Origin of the sequence: Streptomyces sp. RK62, from assembly GCF_018070255.1 — a bacterium.
Lineage (GTDB): Bacteria > Actinomycetota > Actinomycetes > Streptomycetales > Streptomycetaceae > Streptomyces > Streptomyces nigra.
This window is the reverse complement of the sequence record NZ_JAGPYD010000009.1, coordinates 271,247-293,975: the sequence shown is the minus strand read 5'-3', so window position 1 is coordinate 293,975 and position 22,729 is coordinate 271,247. Positions and strand designations below refer to the sequence as shown.

General features: G+C 72.5%; 19 protein-coding genes. 6 read left to right on the top strand and 13 right to left on the bottom strand.

The window, feature by feature from the left end:
* Positions 1-137: 137 nt before the first annotated feature.
* The 5 genes from KBY32_RS19515 to KBY32_RS19495 form a co-directional block, all read right to left on the bottom strand.
* On the bottom strand, positions 138-1,712 hold the full coding sequence (locus tag KBY32_RS19515) for a PucR family transcriptional regulator (RefSeq protein WP_210980962.1): 1,575 nt from the start codon (positions 1,710-1,712) through the stop codon (positions 138-140).
* Between the two features lie 38 nt (positions 1,713-1,750).
* Positions 1,751-3,034 (bottom strand): aspartate aminotransferase family protein, encoded by a 1,284-nt coding sequence (locus KBY32_RS19510; RefSeq protein ID WP_210980961.1) that lies wholly within the window; start codon positions 3,032-3,034, stop codon positions 1,751-1,753.
* Positions 3,031-3,873, bottom strand: coding sequence for a nitrilase-related carbon-nitrogen hydrolase (locus tag KBY32_RS19505; RefSeq protein WP_210980960.1), 843 nt, complete (start codon positions 3,871-3,873; stop codon positions 3,031-3,033). The genes KBY32_RS19510 and KBY32_RS19505 overlap by 4 nt, the downstream gene beginning before the upstream one ends.
* Positions 3,874-4,066: 193 nt before the next feature.
* Positions 4,067-5,383: a hypothetical protein gene (locus tag KBY32_RS19500; protein ID WP_210980959.1), complete on the bottom strand. Its 1,317-nt coding sequence runs from the start codon at positions 5,381-5,383 to the stop codon at positions 4,067-4,069.
* A gap of 127 nt (positions 5,384-5,510) precedes the next feature.
* Positions 5,511-5,783 (bottom strand): helix-turn-helix domain-containing protein, encoded by a 273-nt coding sequence (locus KBY32_RS19495; RefSeq protein ID WP_210980958.1) that lies wholly within the window; start codon positions 5,781-5,783, stop codon positions 5,511-5,513.
* Positions 5,784-5,858: 75 nt separating this feature from the next.
* Between KBY32_RS19495 and map the strand changes: the two genes are divergently transcribed.
* Both map and KBY32_RS19485 read left to right on the top strand, forming a co-directional pair.
* Positions 5,859-6,626 carry a type I methionyl aminopeptidase gene (gene map / locus KBY32_RS19490; protein ID WP_055619398.1) on the top strand — a complete coding sequence of 256 codons (768 nt, stop codon included), beginning with the start codon at positions 5,859-5,861 and terminating at the stop codon, positions 6,624-6,626.
* A gap of 182 nt (positions 6,627-6,808) precedes the next feature.
* Positions 6,809-9,364: an ATP-dependent Clp protease ATP-binding subunit gene (locus tag KBY32_RS19485; protein WP_210980957.1), complete on the top strand. Its 2,556-nt coding sequence runs from the start codon at positions 6,809-6,811 to the stop codon at positions 9,362-9,364.
* Between the two features lie 33 nt (positions 9,365-9,397).
* Here the strand turns inward: KBY32_RS19485 and ggt are convergent, their stop codons facing one another.
* Positions 9,398-11,200: a gamma-glutamyltransferase gene (ggt, locus tag KBY32_RS19480; protein WP_210980956.1), complete on the bottom strand. Its 1,803-nt coding sequence runs from the start codon at positions 11,198-11,200 to the stop codon at positions 9,398-9,400.
* Between the two features lie 142 nt (positions 11,201-11,342).
* On the opposite strand from ggt, the gene KBY32_RS19475 reads away from it, so the two are divergent.
* The gene (locus KBY32_RS19475) at positions 11,343-12,101 is read left to right on the top strand and encodes a hypothetical protein (protein ID WP_181890263.1); all 759 of its coding nucleotides are present in this window, start codon (positions 11,343-11,345) and stop codon (positions 12,099-12,101) included.
* 116 nt (positions 12,102-12,217) lie between these two features.
* Entirely contained in the window at positions 12,218-13,786 is a 1,569-nt protein-coding gene (locus KBY32_RS19470) for an alpha/beta fold hydrolase (RefSeq protein ID WP_210980955.1), read from the top strand.
* A 422-nt stretch (positions 13,787-14,208) separates the two neighbouring features.
* Here KBY32_RS19470 and KBY32_RS19465 read toward each other — a convergent pair whose 3' ends face one another.
* Positions 14,209-14,616 carry a DUF6278 family protein gene (locus tag KBY32_RS19465; RefSeq protein WP_210980954.1) on the bottom strand — a complete coding sequence of 136 codons (408 nt, stop codon included), beginning with the start codon at positions 14,614-14,616 and terminating at the stop codon, positions 14,209-14,211.
* Positions 14,617-14,850: 234 nt separating this feature from the next.
* Here KBY32_RS19465 and KBY32_RS19460 point away from each other — a divergent pair, with 234 nt between their 5' ends.
* Complete coding sequence (locus KBY32_RS19460) at positions 14,851-16,614, top strand: SGNH/GDSL hydrolase family protein (RefSeq protein WP_308293760.1); 1,764 nt, start codon at positions 14,851-14,853, stop codon at positions 16,612-16,614.
* Between the two features lie 19 nt (positions 16,615-16,633).
* Here KBY32_RS19460 and KBY32_RS19455 read toward each other — a convergent pair whose 3' ends face one another.
* From KBY32_RS19455 to KBY32_RS19435, 6 genes are all read right to left on the bottom strand, one after another.
* A complete protein-coding gene (locus tag KBY32_RS19455) occupies positions 16,634-17,413 on the bottom strand; it encodes an exodeoxyribonuclease III (protein ID WP_108709360.1) in 780 nt (259 codons plus the stop codon).
* A gap of 56 nt (positions 17,414-17,469) precedes the next feature.
* Entirely contained in the window at positions 17,470-18,105 is a 636-nt protein-coding gene (locus KBY32_RS19450) for an MBL fold metallo-hydrolase (protein ID WP_055619404.1), read from the bottom strand.
* Between the two features lie 33 nt (positions 18,106-18,138).
* The gene (gene pcaC / locus KBY32_RS19445; protein WP_210980953.1) at positions 18,139-19,443 is read right to left on the bottom strand and encodes a 4-carboxymuconolactone decarboxylase; all 1,305 of its coding nucleotides are present in this window, start codon (positions 19,441-19,443) and stop codon (positions 18,139-18,141) included.
* A 32-nt stretch (positions 19,444-19,475) separates the two neighbouring features.
* A complete protein-coding gene (locus tag KBY32_RS19440) occupies positions 19,476-19,829 on the bottom strand; it encodes an IS110 family transposase (protein WP_308293759.1) in 354 nt (117 codons plus the stop codon).
* 492 nt (positions 19,830-20,321) lie between these two features.
* The gene (locus KBY32_RS35710; protein ID WP_282108007.1) at positions 20,322-20,450 is read right to left on the bottom strand and encodes a hypothetical protein; all 129 of its coding nucleotides are present in this window, start codon (positions 20,448-20,450) and stop codon (positions 20,322-20,324) included.
* Complete coding sequence (locus KBY32_RS19435) at positions 20,447-21,586, bottom strand: CdaR family transcriptional regulator (protein ID WP_210980952.1); 1,140 nt, start codon at positions 21,584-21,586, stop codon at positions 20,447-20,449. Before KBY32_RS19435 ends, KBY32_RS35710 begins: the two co-directional genes overlap by 4 nt.
* Positions 21,587-21,673: 87 nt before the next feature.
* Between KBY32_RS19435 and KBY32_RS19430 the strand changes: the two genes are divergently transcribed.
* Positions 21,674-22,729, top strand: coding sequence for a ferredoxin reductase (locus KBY32_RS19430; RefSeq protein ID WP_210980951.1), 1,056 nt, complete (start codon positions 21,674-21,676; stop codon positions 22,727-22,729).

Genomic DNA, 22,729 nt, shown 5'->3' with positions numbered 1-22,729 from the left:
GGTGTGCAGCGAGCGTAGGAAGCCCGGTGATCGGCTTTGAGTGGCACCGTGTCACGTCTGCGGGCGTGGGGCGTGCCACGGTGTCACCCTGTCGTGGACCCATGTTTCACCGCCGTTTTCGCAGGTCATTGCATGTTTCAACCGTGTTGCGCGTCATGCGCGAGGAGTGCGATGTGCACCGAGGCGGCCTGCTCGAAGTCGTCGAGGTCGACTCCGAGCCGGCTCTGTATCGCCTCCAGACGGCGGTACAGGGCGGGCCGCGAGACATGGTGGAGCTGCGCGGTACGGGACTTGTTGCGGCCGGTGGCGAGGTAGGTGCGCAGGACGGCGAGCAGGTCCTCGTCGGGGCCGCACAGCAGCCCGTCCAGCTCGCGCTCGGCGAACGACTGCACCTGCGGGTCGTCCCGGAGCAGCCGGATCAGCCCGCGCAGATGGACGTCCCGCAGCCGTACGACGGCGGGGAGTTCGAGCACCGCGGAGGAGTCGGCGACGGCGTCGGCGACGTGCTGGGCCTCGCGCAGCCCGGTGGGCACCTCGTCCCACACGGTCCGGGCGTCGGCGGCGGCCACGACGGTCCGGGCGTCCCCCGACTCCGAGCGCACCCGGGCGGCGAAGTTGGCCGCGAGCACCCCGGCGTCCTGGTCCCGGGCGAGGCTGAGCAGTACGGCGGTGGCCCCGTCGGCGAGTTCGGCGACGATCCCGGACAGGCCCAGCAGCCGCAGGACCCGCTCCAGACGGGCGGCCTCGGCGTCGCGCACGACGAGCGGGACGAACGTCCGCCGGTTGACGGGCAGTCCGGCGGCCCGCGCCCGGGGCAGCAGCTGCCGGGCCGGTACGACCCCGCTGACCAGGTCGGTCAGCAGGCTCTGCGCGGACTGCTCCTCCCAGCTGTGCGCGGCGGTGCCGCCGAGCATCCGGTGCAGGACGACGGCCTCGGCGGCGCGGTCGGCGAGGAGCCGCCCGGTGGCGGTGTCGCCGCGGTATCCGCACAGCACGAGTCGGCCCCAGCGTTCGCCGCGCCCGCCGAGTTCGGCGCGGATCCAGCCGTCGCCCTCGGTGCCTCCGGCCTGGCGTGCGATGCGCTCCCAGTCGCGCAGCACGTCGTCCACGGCGGACCGCTCCCCCGCGGTGGCGAGGACGCGGTGGGCGAGGTTGGTGACGACGACGGGGCAGGCGCTGTGGGAGGCGATCTCGTCGAGCAGGCTCTGCAGCGGGGCGCCGCCGGTGATGAGCGCGGTCAGCGCGGTCCGCACCGACTCCGAGAGGCTGACGGCGGCGAACTTGCGCCGCACCAGCCGGGACTGCACCTCCTCGGTCAGCTCGGCGAACGGGAAGGGCCGGTGCAGGACGACCATGGGCAGCCCGCACCGCTCGGCGGCCCGGCGCATCACGTCGGGCGGGGCGGGGAAGGCCCGGCCGAGGCCCAGGACGAGGGCCGCGGCCTCCGCCCGGTGCAGCGAGCGGACGTACTCGGCCTGCTTCTCCTCGTCCCCGGCGAGCAGCACCCCGGTGGTCAGTACCATCTCGCCGCCGCTGAGCATCACGCCGACGTCCGGGGCCTCGGCTACGTGCACCCAGCGCACCGGGCGGTCGAGCTGGCCGGCCGCGGCCACCACCTCGGGCTCGCCCGCCAGCACCCGTTCCAGGGTGAGGACCTGACGGACCGACAGGGCGGGCTGGAGGGTCTCCCAGGGCTCCGGGGTGGTGGTCATGGCCGTGTTCCCTCGCTCATGGGTCCGGACGGGGCCCGTCACAGGCTCCTCAGGGCACTCTCCAGGATCGCGGCGCCCTCCTCGGCCTCGGCCACGGTGAGCGTCAGCGGTGGGGCGACGCGCAGGGCGCTGGTGTCGTGGCCGCCGCCCTTGCCGATGAGCAGACCGCCGTCGCGGGCCGCCTCCAGCACGGCGGACGCGGCCGCCGGGTCGGCCTCGTCGGTGCCGGGCCGGGTGAGCTCGATCCCCAGCATCAGACCGCGCCCGCGCACCTCCCGTACGTGGGGCACCTGGGCGGCGACGGACCGCAGCCGCTCCCGCAGCAGCCCGCCGACCCGCCGGGCGTTGCCCTGGAGGTCGTGCTCCAGCAGGTACCCCAGGTTGGCGAGGCCGGCCGCCATGGTGATCTGGGTGCCGCCGAACGTGGAGATGCTGTTGGCGTCCAGGCAGTTCATGACCTCGGCGCGGGCGACGACCCCACCGATGGACATGCCGTTGCCGATGCCCTTGGCGAAGGTCAGGATGTCGGGCGGGCCGGAGCGGGCGTGTGCCTGCCAGCCCCAGAAGTGGTCGCCGGTGCGGCCCCAGCCGGTCTGCACCTCGTCCGCGATCCACAGGATGCCGCGCTCGGCGAGCACCTCGCGGAAGGCGGCGTACAGGCCGTCGGGTCCGGAGGTGAAGCCGCCGACGCCCTGGACGGGTTCGGCGATCAGCGCGGCGGGCGGCCGGGTGTGCCCGAGGACGTCCTTGAGGTCGGCGACGCAGGCGGCGATGAACGCGTCGTCGTCGAGGTGCGCGAACGGGCCGCGGGTGCGCACCCCGCCGTGGACGTACAGCGTCTGCAGCGGGGAGAGGGAGGTGGGCGACCAGCCGCGGTTGCCGGTGATGCCGACGGCGCTGAAGGAGCGGCCGTGGTAGCTGTTGCGCATCGCCAGGATCGTGTTGCTGCGCCGGTAGGTGGTGGCGAGCAGCAGGGCGGTGTCGTTGGCCTCGGTGCCGGAGGTGGTGAAGAAGACGCGGGCGTCCGGGATGCCGCTCAACTCGGCGATGCGCTCGGCGAGTTCCACCATCGGCCGGTTGAGGTAGAGGGTGGAGGAGTGCAGGATGCGGCCGGCCTGCTCGCTGATCGCCTTGGTGACCTCGGGCAGGGCGTGGGCGGTCATCGTGGTGAGGATGCCGCCGAAGAAGTCGAGGTAGCGGTTGCCGTCGGCGTCCCAGACGTGGCGGCCCTCGCCGTGGGTGATCTCCAGCGGCTCCTCGTAGTAGAGGGCGAGCCAGTCGGGCAGGACGGCGTGATGGCGTCCCAGCAGGTCCTTGGTCACGGCTGCACCAGCCCTTCGTAGGCGTCGGGGCGGCGGTCGCGGTAGAACGCCCACTGCTGCCGCACTTCCTCGATGACGTCGAAGTCGAGGTCGCGGACGAGGAGTTCCTCGGCCCTGTCGCCGGCGACCTCGCCGACGAACTGTCCGCGCGGGTCGACGAAGTAGGAGGTCCCGTAGAAGTCGTTGTCGCCGTACTCCTCGACGCCGACGCGGTTGATCGCGGCGACGAAGTACTCGTTGGCGACGGCCGCCGCGGGCTGCTCCAGACGCCAGAGGTAGGAGGAGAGGCCGCGGTGGGTGGCGGACGGGTTGTAGACCAGCTGGGCGCCGTTCAGGCCGAGTTGGCGCCAGCCCTCCGGGAAGTGCCGGTCGTAGCAGATGTAGACGCCGACCTTGCCGACGGCGGTGTCGAAGACCGGCCAGCCGAGGTTGCCGGGCTTGAAGTAGTACTTCTCCCAGAACCCCTTGACCTGGGGGATGTGGTGCTTGCGGTACTTGCCGAGGAAGGTGCCGTCGGCGTCGATCACGGCCGCGGTGTTGTAGTAGAAGCCGGACTGCTCGACCTCGAAGACGGGCACGACGATCACCATGCCGGTCTCGCGGGCGAGGGCCCGCATCCGGCGTACGGTCGGCCCGTCGGGGACCGGCTCGGCCCAGGCGTAGTGCTCCGGCTCCTGGACCTGGCAGAAGTACGGAGCGTTGAAGACCTCCTGGAAGCCGATGATCTTCGCGCCCTGGCGGGCCGCCTCCCGGGCGTGCTCCTCGTGTTTCGCCACCATGGACTCGGTGTCGCCGGTCCAGGTGGCCTGGACCAGAGCGGCACGAACGACGTTGGCCATGAGCTGCTCCTTCGACGGGACGTCAGAGCCTCTACGCCCGTAGAGCGGGCTGTAGAGGCTCGAAAGTAAGCCCCTGGAACAGCCTTGCCAAGACCATCGTCGTTAACCCGCTGACTCCATCTCGTTTCACACTCCTGAGGGTGATGGATGGGGCCGGTGGGAGGGATGTGACGGGCGGTGTCCCGCGGCGCGATCAGGCCGTGAAACCGGCGACCCTGAGGGCGTGCACCAGGTCCCAGTGCCGTTCGTCGGAGACACGGCGGGCGGCCTCCAGCAGCAGCGGCACGAGTGTGCCGGGGTCGGCGGCGGCGCTACGGGCTGCCTCCTCCGGGGTGCGGACGCGGACGTACGCGTCGAGCAGCCCCCGCGCCTCCCGGTGCCGTCCCTCGCCGGCCAGGCCGGTCACGGCCCGCCCTATCTCCGGTGCGGGCCGGACCACGCCCTCCCGCAGGATGCGCTCCCCGTCCTCGGTGTGGCCGGCCGCCGTCAGCGCGTCGGCGGCGGCCACGAGGCGCTCGGCGGGCAGGGAGGCGGCTTCCCAGAGCAGGGTCGCCCAGTCCGCGGCGAGCCCGGCGTGCCGCATCTCCTCGGCGAGCAGCGGGAAGCGGACGGCGGGCCAGTACGCGATCTCCACGAGCAGGGCGTGCGCCTCGCCGGTGCGCCCGGCGCCGCGCAGCCGCCGCAGCGCCTCGACCGTCGCGAGGACCTCCTCGCGGTCGGCCGCGTCCGGCCGTGCGGTCACCGGTCGCGGCGCCTCGGCCGGCTCGTCGGCGACCCCGGCGAACCGGGCACCGCGTGGTGACGCCCGCCCGCTGACGACCGGCGCGGGCGCCGGCTCCTCCACGACGGGTGGTACGGCGACGGGGCCGGTGTCCTCCTCGACGGCCCCGGCGAACCGGGCTCCGCCCCGGCGGCGTTTACGGGGCTTGGGGGCGGGGGTCTCGGCGGGGACGTCCGGGTGCCGGACCTCGCCCGCCCGCCCCGACATCGGCGGTTCCGGTTCCCGGAGGTCCAGGGCCGCCATGCGCAGCCGCAGTTCCTCGCAGCGGGCGCTCGCGCGGGTGTGGTCGTCGCGGGCCCAGGCGAGGTCGAGGCGCAGGACGTCGGCCTCGGCGCGGGTGGCCGCGGAGGCGAGGGCGTGTTCGAGGGCCGTCCGGCGGTCGGCGGCGTAGCGCTGCTCGCGGAGCATGACGTCGAGGCGGTCCCCGAGGGCGTCGCGTCCGCCGGGTCGGGCGTCGTGGGCGGCGACGGCGGCGGCGTGCAGTGCGCGGGCCTGTTCGGTGTAGGCGGCCGTGTCGACCGTGCCGTAGCGGGCGGCGAGGTCGCTCAGCAGGGACTCCACCACGTCCCAGGGCGGCACCTCGCGGCCGTCGAGGCAGGCGCGCATGCCCTCCGGGTCGCGTTCCCAGAACACCCCGCACCAGCCGCCGCCCTGGTCGAGGCGCGCCAGCAGGCCGTCCAAGTAGTTCGCGAACTCCCGTACCCGAGACGGGAGTTGTTCCACCGACATCGACCGACTCCCCGCCAGACCGGAACACTCCGGTCCGTCAGGCAACACCAGCCGTGTTACGAACGCGCTACGGGGAGTTTTCCGGCGGAACGCAGAGTGCGCTCGCCCTGCCGGAAGGTGACGATCGTCAGGCGGCGGCCTCGGTGCCGGCGCCGGCCTCCTGCGCGCACCGGCCGATCAGCTCGTCCATGGAGAGCCCGAGGGCGGACGCCAGCGCGGCCACGGTGAAGAAGGCGGGGGTGGGGGCGCGTCCCGTCTCGATCTTCCGCAGGGTCTCGGCCGAGACGCCGGCGCGCGCCGCGACCTCCGGCATGCTCCGGTCGCCGCGCGCCTCGCGCAGCAGCCGGCCGAGCCGTTCGCCGCGTTCGCGCTCTTCGGGGGTCAGGGGGGTGCGCACCATGGCGCCCATTCTAATACCGCTCCCCGTCACCCACCCCGGCCGGGACCCCATTCAAATACCGGTATAGTAATTGGCATGGTGGAACTGAAGACGGACACGTCGATCGAAGCGATGCGGGTGACGGGACAGGTGGTGGGCCGCGCCCTCACCGCGGTGCGCGAGGCCGCCGACGTGGGCGTGTCCCTGCTGGAACTGGACGAGGTGGCCCGCGGGGTGCTGCGCGAGGCGGGCGCGACCTCGCCCTTCCTGGGGTACCGCCCGTCCTTCGCCCCCGTGCCCTTCCCCGCGGTCATCTGCGCCTCGGTCAACGACGCGATCGTGCACGGCATCCCGGACGGCTACCGGCTGCGCGACGGCGACCTGGTCTCCATCGACTGCGGCGCCCAGCTGGGCGGCTGGGCGGGCGACTCGGCCATCAGCTTCATCGTGGGCACCCCGCGCCCGGCCGACGTCCGGCTGATCGAGACGGTGGAGCGGGCGCTGGCGGCCGGCATCGAGGCGGCCGTCGTCGGCAACCGCATCGGCGACATCGCGCACGCCATCGGCTCGGTCTGCCGCTCGGCCGGGTACGGCGTCCCGGACGGCTTCGGCGGGCACGGCATCGGCCGCCGGATGCACGAGGACCCGGGCGTGCCGAACGAGGGCCGGCCGGGCCGGGGCATGCGCCTGCGGCACGGACTGGTCCTCGCCATCGAGCCGATGGTCACCGCGAGCGGCCACGACGGCTATCACGCGGCCCCCGACGGCTGGACCCTGCGCACGAACGACGGGTCCCGCGCCGCCCACGCCGAGCACACCGTCGCGATCACCGACGACGGCCCGCGCATCCTCACGGCACGCTGACCTCGGCCCCCTCCGGCGGGGCACCTCGGGCGCTCCGCCTGAGGTGCCCCGGCCCATCGATCGTGCGAAGGTGTTCTACGAACGCGGCCAGGTGTAACCGGCGCCCGCCGGGGTTACCCGACTCCGGCAGTCGATCAGCGAGGGCGACCCTGCCCGCGCAGGGACGCCGGATGGGAACGCCCATGACCAGTGGCTTCAGTGGTCCGGACGACTACGACCCCTTCGGAGAATTCCTCGCCCGCTTCTTCGGCGGACCGCGCCCAGGCCCCCGCCAGATCGACATCGGACGGCTGCTCAGCCAGCCGGCCAGGGAGCTGGTGAGGGGCGCCGCCCAGTACGCGGCCGAGCACGGCAGCCGGGACCTGGACACCCAGCATCTGTTGCGGGCCGCCCTGTCCGCCGAGCCGACCCGGAGTCTGCTCAGCCGGGCGGGCGCCGACCCCGACTCCCTCGCCACCGAGATCGACGAGCGCTCGGGCCCCGTGCAGCATCCGCCGGGCGAGACCCCGCCGCCCACGTCGCTCTCCCTCACCCCGGCCGCCAAGCGGGCGCTGCTGGACGCTCACGATCTGGCCCGCACCCGCGGCCACGGCTACATCGGCCCGGAGCACGTCCTCAGCGCCCTCGCCGCGAACCCCGACTCGGCCGCCGGGCACATCCTCAACGAGGCCCGTTTCGCGCCGTCCGGCCGGATGTCCCCCGACTCCCCGGAGGCGGCTCCGCCCCGGCCCGGGCCCGATCAGCGCCCGCGCGTCGACACCGGGACGCCCACCCTCGACAAGTACGGCCGTGATCTGACCGATCTGGCCCGGCAGGGCCGGATCGACCCGGTCATCGGCCGTGACGAGGAGATCGAGCAGACCGTGGAGGTGCTCTCGCGGCGCGGCAAGAACAACCCGGTGCTCATCGGCGACGCCGGTGTCGGCAAGACCGCGATCGTGGAGGGCCTGGCGCAGCGGATCACCGACGGGGACGTCCCGGACGTGCTCAACGGCCGCCGGGTCATCGCCCTGGACCTGACAGGTGTGGTCGCGGGCACCCGCTACCGGGGCGACTTCGAGGAACGCCTCACCACCATCGTGGACGAGATCCGCGCCAACTCCGACCGGCTGATCGTCTTCATCGACGAACTGCACACCGTCGTCGGCGCCGGGGGCGGCGGCGAGGGCGGCGCCATGGACGCGGGCAACATCCTCAAGCCCGCGCTGGCCCGCGGCGAACTGCACATCGTCGGCGCCACCACGCTGGAGGAGTACCGCAGGATCGAGAAGGACGCGGCGCTCTCCCGCCGCTTCCAGCCCATCCTCGTGCCCGAGCCCACCACGGCCGACGCCATCGAGATCCTGCGCGGCCTGCGCGACCGCTACGAGGCCCACCACCAGGTCCGCTACAGCGACGAGGCGCTCGTCGCCGCCGTGGAGCTGTCCGACCGGTATCTCACCGACCGCAGGCTGCCCGACAAGGCGATCGACCTGATCGACCAGGCCGGCGCCCGGGTCCGGCTCCGCTCGCGGACCAAGGGCACGGACGTACGGGCCATGGAGCGCGAGGTCGAGCAGCTGATCCGCGACAAGGACCAGGCCGTCGCCGACGAGCAGTACGAACAGGCGACCCATCTGCGGGACCGCATCGTCGAGTTGAAGCAGCGCATCGCGGACGCCGGCGGGGACTCCGAGGTCGACGAGGGCATGCATCTGACGGTCACCACGGAGAACATCGCCGAGGTCGTGTCCCGGCAGACCGGCATCCCGGTGAGCAGTCTCACCGAGGAGGAGAAGGACCGGCTGCTCGGCCTGGAGGAGCATCTGCACCAGCGGGTGGTCGGCCAGGACGAGGCGGTGCGCGTGGTCTCCGACGCGGTGCTGCGCTCACGGGCCGGACTCGCCAGCCCCGACCGGCCGATCGGCAGCTTCCTGTTCCTCGGCCCGACGGGCGTCGGCAAGACCGAGCTGGCCCGGGCGCTCGCCGAGGCGCTGTTCGGCAGCGAGGACCGCATGGTCCGCCTCGACATGAGCGAGTACCAGGAGCGGCACACCGTCAGCCGGCTGATCGGCGCCCCGCCCGGATACGTCGGGCACGAGGAGGCCGGCCAGCTCACCGAGGTGGTGCGGCGGCACCCGTACTCGCTGCTGCTGCTCGACGAGATCGAGAAGGCCCACCCGGACGTCTTCAACATCCTGCTCCAGGTGCTGGACGACGGCCGGCTCACCGACTCGCAGGGCCGCACGGTGGACTTCACCAACGCGGTCATCGTGATGACCAGCAACCTCGGCTCGGAGGCGATCAGCAGGGGCGGCACCGGCATCGGCTTCGGCTCGGGCGACGGGCAGGCCGACGACGAGGCCCGCACCGAGCGCATCCTGCGCCCGCTGCGCCAGCAGTTCCGGCCCGAGTTCCTCAACCGGATCGACGAGATCGTCGTCTTCCGCCAGCTCACCACCGAGCAGCTGAAGAGCATCACCAACCTGATGCTGGACAAGACCCGCCGGATGCTGAACGCCCAGGGCGTCGAGGTCGAGTTCACCGACGCGGCCGTGGACTGGCTGTCCGAGCGCGGGTATCAGCCCGAGTACGGCGCCCGCCCGCTGCGCCGCACCATCCAGCGGGAGGTCGACAACCAGCTCTCCCGGCTGCTCCTGGACGGGCGGGTCGGCGAGGGCGGCCGGGTCACCGTGGACGTGGAGGACGGACGGCTCGTCTTCCGTACGGAAGAGCTGCCGCCCGCCCCCGAGTTGTGAGCGTCGCGCCCCGGTGGTGAGCCGCGCCCGGCGTCAGCGCGCCGGACGCACCACCATCGCGGAGCCGCCGCCGCGCCGGACCTTCTCGGCGGCGGCCAGCCACCGGCCGTCCGGCAGGCGCTGTACGCCGGTGGCGGCGCCGATCTCCGGGTTGAGCCGGAAGCCGTGCCCGATCGCCTCCAGACGCGCCCGCAACGGGCTGTCGTACAGGCCCGGTTCGAGTTCGGTGGTGGCCGCGTTGCGCTGGCTGGCGCGCGGCGCGGCGATCGCGTCGACGAGCGGCAGCCCCCGGTCGAGGAAGCCGGTGAGCGTCTGCAACACGGTGGTGATGATGGTCGCGCCGCCGGGTGAGCCCACCGCGACGACCGGCTTGCCGTGCCGGTCCAGGACGATCGTCGGGGCCATCGACGAGCGCGGCCGCTTGCCGGGGCCCGGCAGGTTCGGGTCGTGGACGGCGGGGCTGGCCGGGGTGAAGGAGAAGTCGGTCAGCTCGTTGTTGAGCAGGAAGCCGCGCTCGGGCACCGTGATGCCGCTGCCGCCGGTCTGCTCGATGGTGAGCGTGTAGGAGACGACGTTGCCCCACTTGTCGGCCACCGTGAGATGGGTGGTGCTGTCGCCCTCGTAGGTGGTGGGGGCCGCCGTGCCGCGCGCGTCGCACGCGGCCGGGTGGCGGGGGTCACCGGGGGCGACGGGGCTGGTCAGCACCGCGTCGTCCTTGATGAGGCAGGCCCGCGAGTCGGCGTACCGCTGGGACAGCAGCTCCTTCGTCGGTACGTCCTCGAAGGCGGGGTCGCCGACCCAGCGCCCCCGGTCGGCGAAGGCGACCCGGCTGGCCTCGATGAACCGGTGCAGATAGCGGGTGTCGCTCGCCCGGGAGAGGTCGGTGTTCTCCAGGATGTTGAGGGCCTCGCCGACGGTCGTGCCGCCGGAGGAGGACGGCGCCATGGAGTACACGCCGAGCCCGCGGTAGGTGGCCTTCGACGGCGCCTGCGCCCGGACGCGGTAGCGCGCGAGGTCCTTGGCGGTGAGGTCGCCCGGCCTGGCGTTCCAGCCGGAACGGGCGTCCACGGGCGGTGTGTTGACCGTCCGTACGATGTCCCGCGCGAGGTCGCCCCGGTACAGCTCGCCGACGCCCTTGCGGACCAGCTCGGCGTAGGTGCGGGCGAGATCGGGGTTCTTGAAGGTGGAGCCGACGACGGGCAGCCGGCCGTTCGGCAGGAACAGCTTCGCGGTGTCCGGGAAGTAGCGGAACCGGGTCTCGTTGGCGGCGGTCTGCGAACGGAACGTCTCGTCGACGGTGAAGCCGTCGCGGGCCAGTCGCTCGGCCGGCTTCAGCACCGTGCCGAGCCGTTCGCTGCCCCAGGCGTCCAGCGCCTTCTGCCAGGTGGCGGCGGTGCCGGGGGTGCCGACGCTCAGGCCGCTGCTGACGGCCTGGGCGAAGGGGATCGCGGAGCCGTTCTCCACGAACAGCCCCGAGTCCGCGCTGAGCGGCGCGGTCTCCCGGCCGTCGAGGGTGCGTACGGAGCGAGACGTGGCGTCGTAGTAGACGAAGTAGCCGCCCCCGCCGATGCCGGCCGAGTAGGGCTCGGTGACACCGAGCGCGGCGGCGGTGGCGACGGCCGCGTCGACCGCGTTGCCGCCCTTGCGCAGGATCTCGATGCCGGCGGCGGTGGCGTCCGGGTCGACGCTGGACACCGCTCCCCCGTATCCGGCGGCCACCGGCACCTTCTCCACGGGCCGTGCGGCGCCGGTGCCGGGCGGAGCCGCCGCCCCCACCGACAGCACGGCGGCCGAGACCGCCAGGACCGACAGTTTCCGTGCGACAGGGCGACGCATCCGCACCTCCAGTCAGAACCGTCCGCGCAGCGTAACCGCATCCCCGGGGTCCCGACAGACCGCGTCCGGCACGCTTCACGCGAACGCCATGTGTCGAACACGGGTACGTACCAAGCGCGTCGGCCCGCTACCATGCGCGCCCATGAATGACGACGTGCGCAACATCGTCCTGGGTGTGGTCGCGGCCGGCATCAGCGCCGCGCTCGGCTGGCTGGCCCGCACCTATCTGTGGCGGCGCAAACTCCGCCGCAAGCAGGCGTTCTTCGGGCTGCCCGAGAACGCGGAGTCGCTCCTCGTGGTCAACCGCGGGGCGGGCGGGCCCGAGCTGACGGTGATGCGCTACGACGTGTTCGCCCTGCTGGAGCTGGCCGCGCTCATCAAGGACTGCCACGCCCACGCGCAGATCATCCCGCACGACGCGGCACGCCAGGGCTTCGGCGAACGCACCGAGTTCTGCGTCGGCGGGCCCGCCTCCAACCGCCGGATGGCCGCGCATCTGGCCTCGCTGCTGCCGGGGGTGCGGGTGAACACGGACTCCGAACCCGGGCCGGAGCGCGGGTCGTTCCAGATCGGCTCCGAGCGCTACCAGGTCGAGGTCGGCAAGGAGGAGTACGCGCTGCTGGCCCGGCTCACCGTCGGTGAGAGCCAGGGGCCGCGCCCCGTCTTCCTGTTCTGCGGGCAGACCGCGATCACCAACCAAGCGGCCACCCGCTATCTCGCCCGCAATCACGAGCGGCTGTCCCGCAAGCACGGCACCGGCTCGTTCGTGCTGCTGCTGAAGATAGTCAACTCGCAGGCGTACGGCCCGGACGTGGTGGAGCTGGTCGCGGACGTCACGCGGGCCGCGCAGACCGCTCTGCCCGCGCCCGCTCCTGCGCGCGGTAGCCACCGCGCCTCCTGAGGTACATCACATTCCATTAATCGTTACTGGCACGTAACTTACCGACGGGTTACTTACGGTAAACGGCCGCGGTTACCGTCGGGTCACTTTGCACTGGCACGAGTGAGGAGTGACCCGTGGGAACCCAACGCACCACCCCGCGCACGACCGCCGTGGGCATCGTCGCCGCGACCCTGGTCGCCGGTGGCGTCCTCGGGTCCGCCCCGGCGGCCCAGGCGGCCCCGCACGGCATCCGGTTCGTCGACATCGCCGGCGACGGCGGCGTCACGCTCAAGGCCAACGTCGTCACCCCGTCCAACGCCCGCGCCGGAGACCGCCACCCGCTGCTCGTCCTGCCCACGAGCTGGGGCCTGCCCCAGGTCCAGTACGCCGCGCAGGCGCAGAAACTCGCGGACTCGGGCTATGTCGTGGTCAGTTACAACGTGCGCGGCTTCTGGCAGTCCGGCGGCGAGATAGAAGTGGCCGGTCCACCGGACATAGCCGACGCCTCCAAGGTCATCGACTGGGCCCTGGCCAACACCCCGGCCGATCCCCGGCACATCGGCATGGCGGGCGTGTCCTACGGCGCCGGGATCAGCCTGCTCGCCGCCGCGCACGACAAGCGCGTCCGGGCGGTCGCCGCGCTCAGCGGCTGGGCCGATCTGATCGGCTCGATCTACTCGGGGCGCACCCAGCACGTCCAGGCGGGAGCGCTGCTGGACGGCGCGGGCCGGATCACCGGACGCCAGAGCGCGGAACTGAAGGGGATCTGGCACGACTTCTACACCTCCGACCTGTCGCGGGAACAGGAGCTGATCAACTGGGGGAAGAAACGTTCGGCCGCGACCTACGTCGACCAGCTGAACGACAGCGGCGCCGCGGTCATGCTGGCCAACGCCTGGGGCGACACCGTCTTCCCGCCCAACCAGGTCGCGGACTTCTACGAGAAGCTGACCGGCCCCAAGCGCCTGGAGATGCGTCCCGGCGACCACGCCACCCCGGAAATCACCGGCCTGCTCGGCCTTCCCAACGACGTGTGGAAGGACACCGAGCGCTGGTTCGACCGGTATCTGCGGGGCGAGGACAACGGCATCGACCGCGAGCCGCCCGTCCAGCTCAAGCCCCGCTCGACCGGCGGCTACGAGAGCTACCCCGACTGGAAGTCCGTCGCCGCCACCGAACGCAAGCTCGCCCTCGGCGAGTCGACCACGATCCGGGCGAACGTCGACTCCGGCGCGGACGCCGGCGTCGTGTTCCTCTCCAGCATCCTCGACCAGGTGGCCCATGTGCCCCCGATGGCCTCGATCCCGCTCCTCCCCCGGCGCTGGGCGGCCGTCTGGCAGTCCGGGAAGTACCCGGCCGCACAGCACATCCGGGGAACGGCCAAGCTGCACACGACCGTCACCCCGACCGAGGAGAGCGGCACCCTCGTCGCCTATCTGTACGACGTGGGCCCGCTCGGCATCGGCAAGCTGGTCACCAACGCGCCGTACACCTTCCACGGGCGCACGCCCGGGCAGCCGTTCGGACTGGACCTGGAGCTGTACTCCACGGCCTGGGACGTCCCGGCCGGGCACCGGCTGGCCCTCGTCGTCGACACGGTGGACCCGCTCTACATCGAGCACAACCCGTCCGGCGCGCGGCTGACCTTCTCCTCACCGGCGGACGACCCGTCGTACGTGTCGATCCCCCTGCGCGAGCAGTGATCTCCGGCCGGCGCCGGGCGGGTATGGCTCTGTGACTGCTGCCCCCTGCCGCCCCGTGGTCCCGGGGCCGTGGGGGGATCCCCACCCGGCAGCAGCGTCCCTGGTCGCGGACGGGGCCACCTCCATGGCCCTGGGGACGGACGAATCATCGTAGTCGAGGTCGTGGCGGGCGTGGATCGCGGTGGGGGAAACGCCGTTGACCACGCCCGCGCCGCCCTCCCGTGCGGGCGGGTCCCCTCCGTACGCGTCGACGTCACGCGGTTCGGTCATCGGATCGCCGGCCATGCCCAGCCCCAGTCCTCTTCAGCTGTGATGCGGTGGCCGCAAACTATCCAGGCCGGAGGGGACTCGACGTACGACACGCACTTTTCGGGCATAAGCCGTATTTACACCGTTCTTATCCGGAAGTGCAGGTCAAAGCCTCACGTCTCGGCCACTTCCCCGTACCACTGCGACAGTTCGGGCACCCCGTTGATCGCCCACTCATGCCCGGCGGCCACGACGTCGAACTCCCGTCCCGAGGCCAGCCGGACCAGCGGCTGCCCGTCCGCCCGGATCATCCAGGAGGCCCCCGGCACCGTCCGCACGAGGACCGTGCCGAGGTACAGCCCCGCGTCGTTGCCCAGCCACGGCAGGACCTCCGGATCGTCCCGCCAGCGCGGCAGCAACTGGTCGAGCGCCTCCAACGACTCGGCTCTGTCGTCGAGTCGCACCCCCGCCCGGAAGGCGAGGGACCGCAACAGCTCGCACTCGGCGAGGAGTTCCGCGATGCCCTCGGGGTCCACGGCACCGCGTTTCTCCGGCCGGCCGCCCAGAAAAGGGATCTTCATACCTCCAGCGTGTCATTCGCACGGCCGAACGCACCACAGGCGCGCGGACCGTCGATTCCGGGCGAGTTCACGCCGAGTTCGGGCATGGCGCGTTGACGGGTCACTCCGCCCTCCCTACTTTCTCCGTGCGTCCTGAGTCCCGGCAGAACCGGCAGAACCACTCACGAACCACTCGTCCGATGTCATGTGCGGTCGTCCACCGGCCTGAGCGGCCGGGAACGGGAGGATTCGAAGGTGCGCCTACGTACGTGGAGTTCCGTCGTCGTCCTCGCTCTGGTCACCGTGCTGGTGCCCGGGGTCGCCGCGCAGGCGGCGCCCGCGCGCGCCGCCGGACCGCAGCCGCTGGAACGGCTCTTCGACAACACGGCCGTCAGCGACGACGCGCGGCCCGCCGAGGCCGACTTCGACGGATCGGGCGCCTCGCTCTCCGCGCAGGCCCTGGCCGCCGCGGACTGGACGCCCGGCCGCGCGCTCACCGTGCAGGGGGCCCGGCTGACGTGGCGTGGGCGCGGCGGCACCCCCGACAACGTACGGGCCGCCGGGCAGGAGGTGCGGCTGGGCGGCCGGGGCGACGCGCTCGCCTTCCTCGTGGCGGGTACGGCCGGCGCCGATGTGACCGGCGCGGCCGTGGTCACCTACGCCGGCGGCACCCGGTCCGCGTTCGCCCTCACCGCCCCCGACTGGCGCACCGGCCCGCTCGGCCCGAAGGCCGTCGCCCTGTCGCACCTCAACACACCCGGCGGCCCGCTCGCCGAACGGCCCCGGCTGTACGTCGTGACCGTGCCCCTCGCGCCCGGCCGCAAGGTGGTCTCGGTACGGCTGCCTCAGGCCCCGGCGATGCATGTGTTCGCGGTCGCCGTGCGCGCCCCCGCGGCCGGCTGGACGGGCAGTTGGTCGACCGCGACCGGCGGCTACCCGGCCGTCGGGCCCTGGACGGACCGGACGCTGCGGCTCGTGGTGCACACGTCGGCGGGCGGGCCCCGGGTGCGGCTGCGGTTCGACAACACCTTCGCGGCCGGTCCGGTGCGGATCGGCGGCGCGACGGTGGCGGTGCAGCGGTCGGGCGCGGAGCCGGCGGGCACACCGGTGCGGGTCTCGTTCGGTGGGGCGCGGGGCGTGCGGATCCCGGCGGGCGCCCAGGCGTACAGCGATCCGCTGGGCTTCCGGGTGCCCGAGGACGCGAATCTGCTGGTGAGCTTCCATCTGCCCGAGGCCGTCCCGGCGGCGCCCGTGCACCGGCTCGCGCAGCAGCGGTCGTATGTGAGCGAGCCCGGGGACCACACGGCGGACGTCTCGGCCGCGGCCTACCCGACCGTGCTGACCAGCTGGCCGCTGCTGACGGGGGTCGACGTGGCGGGCGGGCCGGGGTCGGTGGTGCTGCTCGGGGACTCCATCACCGACGGCGACCGGTCGACGCCGGACGCCAACGGGCGGTGGCCCGACGTCCTGGCGGACCGGCTGCGGGGCCAGCGCGAGGTGCCGCGCTACGGTGTGCTCAACCAGGGGATCTCCGGGAACCGCGTGGTCACCGACCGGTACCCCGGCGACGGCGTCTCCACCGACGCCGCCGGGGTGAGCGCGCTGCACCGCTTCGACCGGGACGTCCTGGCCCAGACGTCGGCGCGGACGGCCGTGGTGTTCGAGGGCATCAACGACGTGCGCTGGCAGGCCACCGCCGAGCAGGTCGTGGCCGGGCTGCGGGCGCTCGCCGACCGGGGACACGCGCACGGGCTGCGGATGCTCGCGGCGACGCTCCTGCCCTGCGAGGGCGAGGCGCGCTGCACCCGGGCCGTCGACGCCGAGCGGACCGCGGTCAACGCCTGGATCCGCGAGTCCGGCGTCTTCGACGGGGTGCTCGACTTCGACGCCGTGGTCCGCGACCCGGCACACCCGTCGCGCATCCTCCCGGCCTACGACAGCGGCGACCATCTGCACCCCGGGGACGCGGGGCTGGCCGCGCTGGCGGGGTCGGTGGATCTGCGGTCGCTGGTGCCGTGACCCTCCTGCCGGAGCGCTCCTAGACGTCGAGGTCGACCACGACCGGGGCGTGGTCCGAGGCGCCCTTGCCCTTGCGCTCCTCGCGGTCCACGTAGGAGTCCTTGACGGCCTTGGCGAACGGTTCGTTGCCGTACACGAGGTCGATGCGCATGCCGCGGTTCTTCGGGAAGCAGAGCTGGCGGTAGTCCCAGTACGTGAACGGGTGGTCGTACTTCAGGGGGCGCGGGACCACGTCGGTCAGGCCGGTCTCGCGCAACGAGGCGAGGGCGGCGCGCTCGGCCGGGGTGACATGGGTGGAGCCCTCGAAGGCGGCCCGGTCGTAGACGTCGTCGTCCGTCGGCGCCACGTTGTAGTCGCCCATCACCGCGAAGGGGCGGCTGCCGCCCGCGTCCCCGGCGACGGCCGCCTTCAGTGCCTCGAACCACTGGAGCTTGTACGCGTAGTGCGGGTGCTCGACCTCGCGGCCGTTCGGCACGTAGACCGACCAGACGCGGACCGGGCCGCAGGTCGCGGAGATCGCGCGGGGCTCCGTGGAGCCGTCGTAGCCGGGGTCGCCGGGCAGGCCCTTGACGACGTCCTCGATGCCGACGCGGGACAGCACCGCCACGCCGTTCCACCGGCCGGTGGCGTGGACCGCCGCCTCGTAGCCGAGGTCGCGCAGCGCGTCGAAGGGGAACTGCTCCTCGGCGACCTTGGCCTCCTGCAGGCACAGCACATCGGTGCCGCTGCTCTCCAGCCAGGCGAGGAGCCTGGGCAGGCGGGCGGTGATCGAGTTCACGTTCCAGGTCGCGATACGCATGCCTCACAACCTACCGGGCGGGACTGACAGAGCCGTCCCGCCCGAGGCCGGGCCCCTCACACCTCGGCGGTCTCCCCCGCGCCGAGCCGCAGGTGCTCCGCGCCGCCGAGGGCGCCGATCTGCCGGTCGTAGATCGGCCGGGCCAGGTCGGTGAGCAGGGCGTCGTGGATGTCGTACGCGCGCTGCGGCTTCAGTTCGCGGACGTAGTCGATGACCTCGGAGATCTTGTTCCACGGGGCCATGACCGGAAGCATCAGCGTCTCCACCGGGCGGGAGGGGACGGTCAGCGCGTCCCCCGGGTGGAAGACCTTGCCGGCGTCGACGAGGTAGCCGACGTTGGTGATCCGCGGGATGTCCGGGTGGATGACGGCGTGCAGCTCGCCGTGCACCTCGACGTCGAAGCCGGCGGCGGTGAAGGTGTCGCCGTGGCCGACCGTGTGCACGCGGCCCGGGAAGGCCGACGAGAGCTGCTCGGCCACGGATCGCAGCGTCCAGACCTGGGTCGCCGGGTCGGCCTCCAGGGCCGCGCGCAGGCGTCCCTCGTCGAAGTGGTCGGGGTGCTCGTGGGTGACGAGGATGGCCTCGGCGCCGGCCGTGGCGTCCGCCTCCGTGAACCCGCCGGGGTCGATGACGAGCGTCCGGCCGAACTTCTCCAGCCGTACGCACGAATGCGACTTCTTCGTGAGCTTCATGGGTCCATCCTGACGCGTGCGGATGGCGGGCGCTCACCCCTCCGGGGTGGTCTCCTCGCGGATCACCTGCTGCGCGACCTTGAAGGCGCTGTTCGCCGCCGGGACACCGCAGTAGACGGCCGTCTGGAGCAGCACCTCCCTGATCTCGGCGGGGGTGAGGCCGTTGCGCAGGGCGGCGCGGGTGTGGGCGGCCAGCTCGTCGAGGTGCCCGCCCGCGACGAGCGCGGTGAGGGTGACGGCGCTGCGGGTGCGCCGGTCGAGGCCGGACCGGTCCCAGACCTCGCCCCAGGCGTACCGGGTGACGAGCTCCTGGAAGTCGCCGGAGAAGTCGTCCGCCTGCGCGAGGGTCCGGTCGACGTGGGCGTCGCCGAGGACCTCGCGCCGGACCTTGATCCCGGCGTCGTACGGGTCCGGGCGGCCCGCGCCCTGCGACGGGGCGACGGCGGCCGGGGCGATCTCGGCGATGGGCGCGGGCTGCGCGGGCGCCACGACCGGGGCGGGCCGGACGGGCGCGGCGACCACGGCCAGGTGGCCGGTGGTGGAGTCGTAGGCGGGCTGCTGCCAGGCGGTGGAGAAGTGCCGCACCAGCAGGTCGGTGACGGCGGCGGGCTGCTCGACCGGCACGAGGTGGGAGGCGCCGGGGACGACCGCGAGCCGGGCGTCGGGTATCCCGGCGACCAGGGTGCGGGCCTCGGCGGGGCCGGTGACCTGGTCGTCGGAGCCGACGAGGACGAGGGTCGGCACGGTGACGCCGCCGAGCTGGGGCCGTACGTCGAAGGAGGCGAGGGCCTCGCAGGCGGCGATGTAGCAGCCGGGGTCGGTGGTGCGCACCATCTGTACGGCCCACTCGGTGATGGCGGGCTGCGCGGCGGCGAAGCCGGAGGTGAACCAGCGGTCCGGCGAGGTGCGGGCGATCGGGTCGAGGCCGTTGGACCGCACGATCACACCGCGCTGCCGGAACTCGTCGGCGGTGCCGAAGCGCGGGGAGGCGGCGATCAGGGCGAGCGAGGCGACGCGCTCGGGGTGCCGCAGGGCCAGTTCGATGCCGACGGCCCCGCCGAGCGCGCACCCGGCGTAGCCGAAGCGCTGCACGCCCAGCCCGTCGAGGGTGGCGAGCAGCCGCTCGGTGAGATCGGTGACCGAACCGGCCGGGTGGGCGGGTGCGCCCCCGTGCCCGGGGAGGTCGAACCGGAAGACCCGCCACTGCTGGGTCAGCTCGGGAACCTGCCGGTCCCACATGTGCCAGGTGGTGCCCAGTGAGGGACCGAGGATCAGGACCGGGGCCTCTTCCGGCCCGTCGAAGCGGTATTGCAGGGTGTTCGGCGGTGTCTCACTCACGCCCCAGACCCTCTCACGTATCACGGACGCCCCTATAACAGGGGGACGCTGGATACCGCCCTGACCAGGTTGAAGACCTCTCGGGCGGCATATCGCTCGAGGCATCGGATGATCTCGCGTCGGGTCTTGCCCTCCTGGGTGCGGCGTCCGTAGTACGCCTGTGTGCGCGGGTCGTGGCGCAGGCGGGTGAAGACGATGCGGTGCAGGGCGGCGTTCGCCTGGCGGTCGCCGCCGTGGGTGAGCCGACGCGTGCGCCGCCGGCCGGAGGAGTACTCGATAGGGCTGACTCCGCAAAGGGCAGCAAAGGACGCCTCGGTGTTCAGCCGCTCGGGGTTGTCCCCCATGGTGATCAGCAGGGTGACGGCGCTGTCCGGGCCGATGCCCACCGGTACGAGCAGCCGTGGGGCGTGACGTTCAACGAGCCGGGTCAGGCATTGGTTCAGCTCATTGATCTGCCCGGTGAGCTGTTCGATACGCTCCGCGAGCCCTTACGGTCCCCCCTACTGAACGCCCGCACCGCACCTTGTGCGCCCACAACCGCAGTTCAGGAGCTCTTCGCGACCGGTTCAGTGGCGGCACACCGGCCTGGTGGGTCATCGGAAAGATGTCGACCTGAGCGGTCTTCGGAAAACCCGAGGTCAGATCCCATTTCCTGGCCCATCGCCATACATGTGGGTGCCCAGGGAGTCAAACGGGGCGTCACGGCCGACAGTCCGCCCTTTCAACCCGGTCGCTCCAGCCTTCGCCAGCACCCTGCTCGAAGCGACCGGCGTCCTCCTCGGTCAACTCCCGCTCAATCGCGACCCGGTGTGGCTGGTCGTGCGAGACGCCGGCCTGACGGATCGGCAGGTGGGCGACTCGTGGTGGAACGCTCCCTGTCAGCCGAGCTGCTGCACCTTGATCGCGTCGCTCACCCGAACCGTCCCGGCTACAGAGACGTCCAGGTGGACACCGAGCACGATGCCGGGATCCGCCGAGAGTTCGTGGACGGTCGAAGTACGCGTCAACTGGCCCGAAGACCGACCGCCAGCGTCAGTTCAAGGACCCGGTGTGGCGATGCGAGATCCGGAAACAGCTCCCGCAGCTGCGACATCCGGTACCGGACTGTCTGGGGATGGACGAACAACGCCGCCGCGACCTCGTCCCGCCTGCCTTGGTGCAGCAGCCACGCCCGCAACGTCTCCTCCAGCCGCCGTGCGGTCGCGACAGGCAAGGTGTGCAACGGTGCGAGGGCTCGGGCACGCAGGTCTGCGTACGCGTCGACGTCGGCGCTCAGCACCAGCTCGGGCAGGTGGTCCTCGGTGTCGCGGATATCAGAGGAGAGGCAGCGCGCGCGTACGGCTCGTGCGTACGAGGCCGACGCACGGGTCCATGGCCGGGCCGGGCCCACCACTGCGGTGCGGTCGGTCAGCTGCCGCAAGAGATGTGATCGGTCGGCATCGGGGACGAGCAGCACACCGGTGGCGTCCGGCAGATCGTCGAGGACGAGGGTGCTCGGGTCGAGCGCGCGGTAGGCAGGCCGGGCCTGGGCGGCGGGCAGCAGGACCGCCGTCAGCGAATCCGGGGGCTGCCATCCGGCCCGTTGAGCAGAGGCCAGCAGCACGTCCGGGCTCGCGCCGGCGAGGAGGTCGCGAGCCAGGTGTTCCAGGTGGCGCTCGTGGGCCCGGCCCCGGGCGGCCAGTTCGTCGGCGTGGCCCGCGGCGCTGGCGGCGGAGAGCTCGTCGATGTAGGCGAAGGTCAGCTCGGCGAACTTGGCGACCTCGGCGGCGGGCAGACCAGCCGGTACGGCGCCCGCTGCCAGGCATCGCCAGGCCACGCGGGCACCGACGCGGTAGGCGCTGAGCAGGGCGTCCATCGAACGGCCGTCGCGGACCTCGCCGCGGCCCAGCTCGTAGGCCGCGTCACCGCCGTCGCCGCCGGTGGCGTTCCCGCTCGCGAGGTCCAGGTAGTGCCCCAGGGCGGTGCGGACGGCTCGGCGGATGGTGGCGCCCATGTGGCCCGAGAGGGCGTTGGCGTAGGGAGGGACCTCGTCGATGATCGCCTGGACGACCTCGTCGGCGGTGGTCTTCAGCGCGGCCCGAAGTGCGGTGACCGTCGTCTCATCCAGGGCCAGTGCGCTGGCCCTCTGGGTTACACGACTCACGTTTTTATTCCCTGCGAACAATTCCACCCACCAGATTCACGTCCTGCGGTCAGGACTTTACGCCCTGAGACGCAGCAAGCTGGAGTCATGACGAGTCCAACCCTTCGCAGCAGGGCGTGGAAACTGCTGGAGATGGTCACGACGCCGCTCATGCCGTCGGACTACCTCGACCTGGTCAGCCCACTGCGTGCGGGCGCTGACCTGCGGGGGCGCATCGAGGCCGTGCACCCCGAGACGGATGACGCGGCGACTGTCGTGATCAGGCCGGGACGGGGGTGGCGCGGCCACACAGCCGGTCAGTACGTGCGGATCGGGGTCGACGTCGACGGGGTGCGCCTGTGGCGTGCCTATTCCATCACCTCGCCGACGAACCGCCAGGACGGCCACGTCACGATCACCGTGAAGGCGATCCCGGACGGCAAGGTCAGCAACCACCTGGTCCGCAGGGCGAAACCGGGCACGTTGATCCAGCTCGACCAGGCGACCGGTGACTTCGTGCCGCCGCAGGCCAAGCCCGCCAAGGTGCTCTACCTGACGGCCGGCAGCGGCATCACGCCCGTGATGGGCATGCTGCGCGACATCGAGTTCGACGACGTCGTCATGGTCCACTGCGCGCCACGGCCGCAGGACGTGATCTTCCGCAACGAACTGCACGATCTGGTCGCGGACAAGAAGCTGCGGCTCATCGAGGTGCACACCGCCACGGACGGCCTGCTCGACATCGCCCGTCTCGGCGAACTCGTGCCCGACTGGGCCGAGCGCGAGACCTGGGCTTGCGGGCCCGCGGGTCTGCTCGACGCCGCCGAAGAGCTCTGGAACGGGCACGGCGTACCAGAGCGCCTGCACACCGAACGCTTCCGCCCCAGCATCGTCGTCGCCGGCGCCGGCGGCGAGGTCACGTTCAGCGCCACCGGCAAGACCGTCGACGCGGACGGCGCCACGCCGTTGCTGGACGTCGGCGAGGAGGCCGGCGTGCTCATGCCCTCCGGGTGCCGTATGGGCATCTGCTTCGGCTGCGTCACACCACTCAAGGCGGGCGCCGTCCGCGACCTGCGCACCGGCGAGATCACCGAGGCCGAGCCGGGCGTCCTCATCCAGACCTGTGTGTCCGCCGCGGCGGGCCCTTGCGACATCGAACGGTAG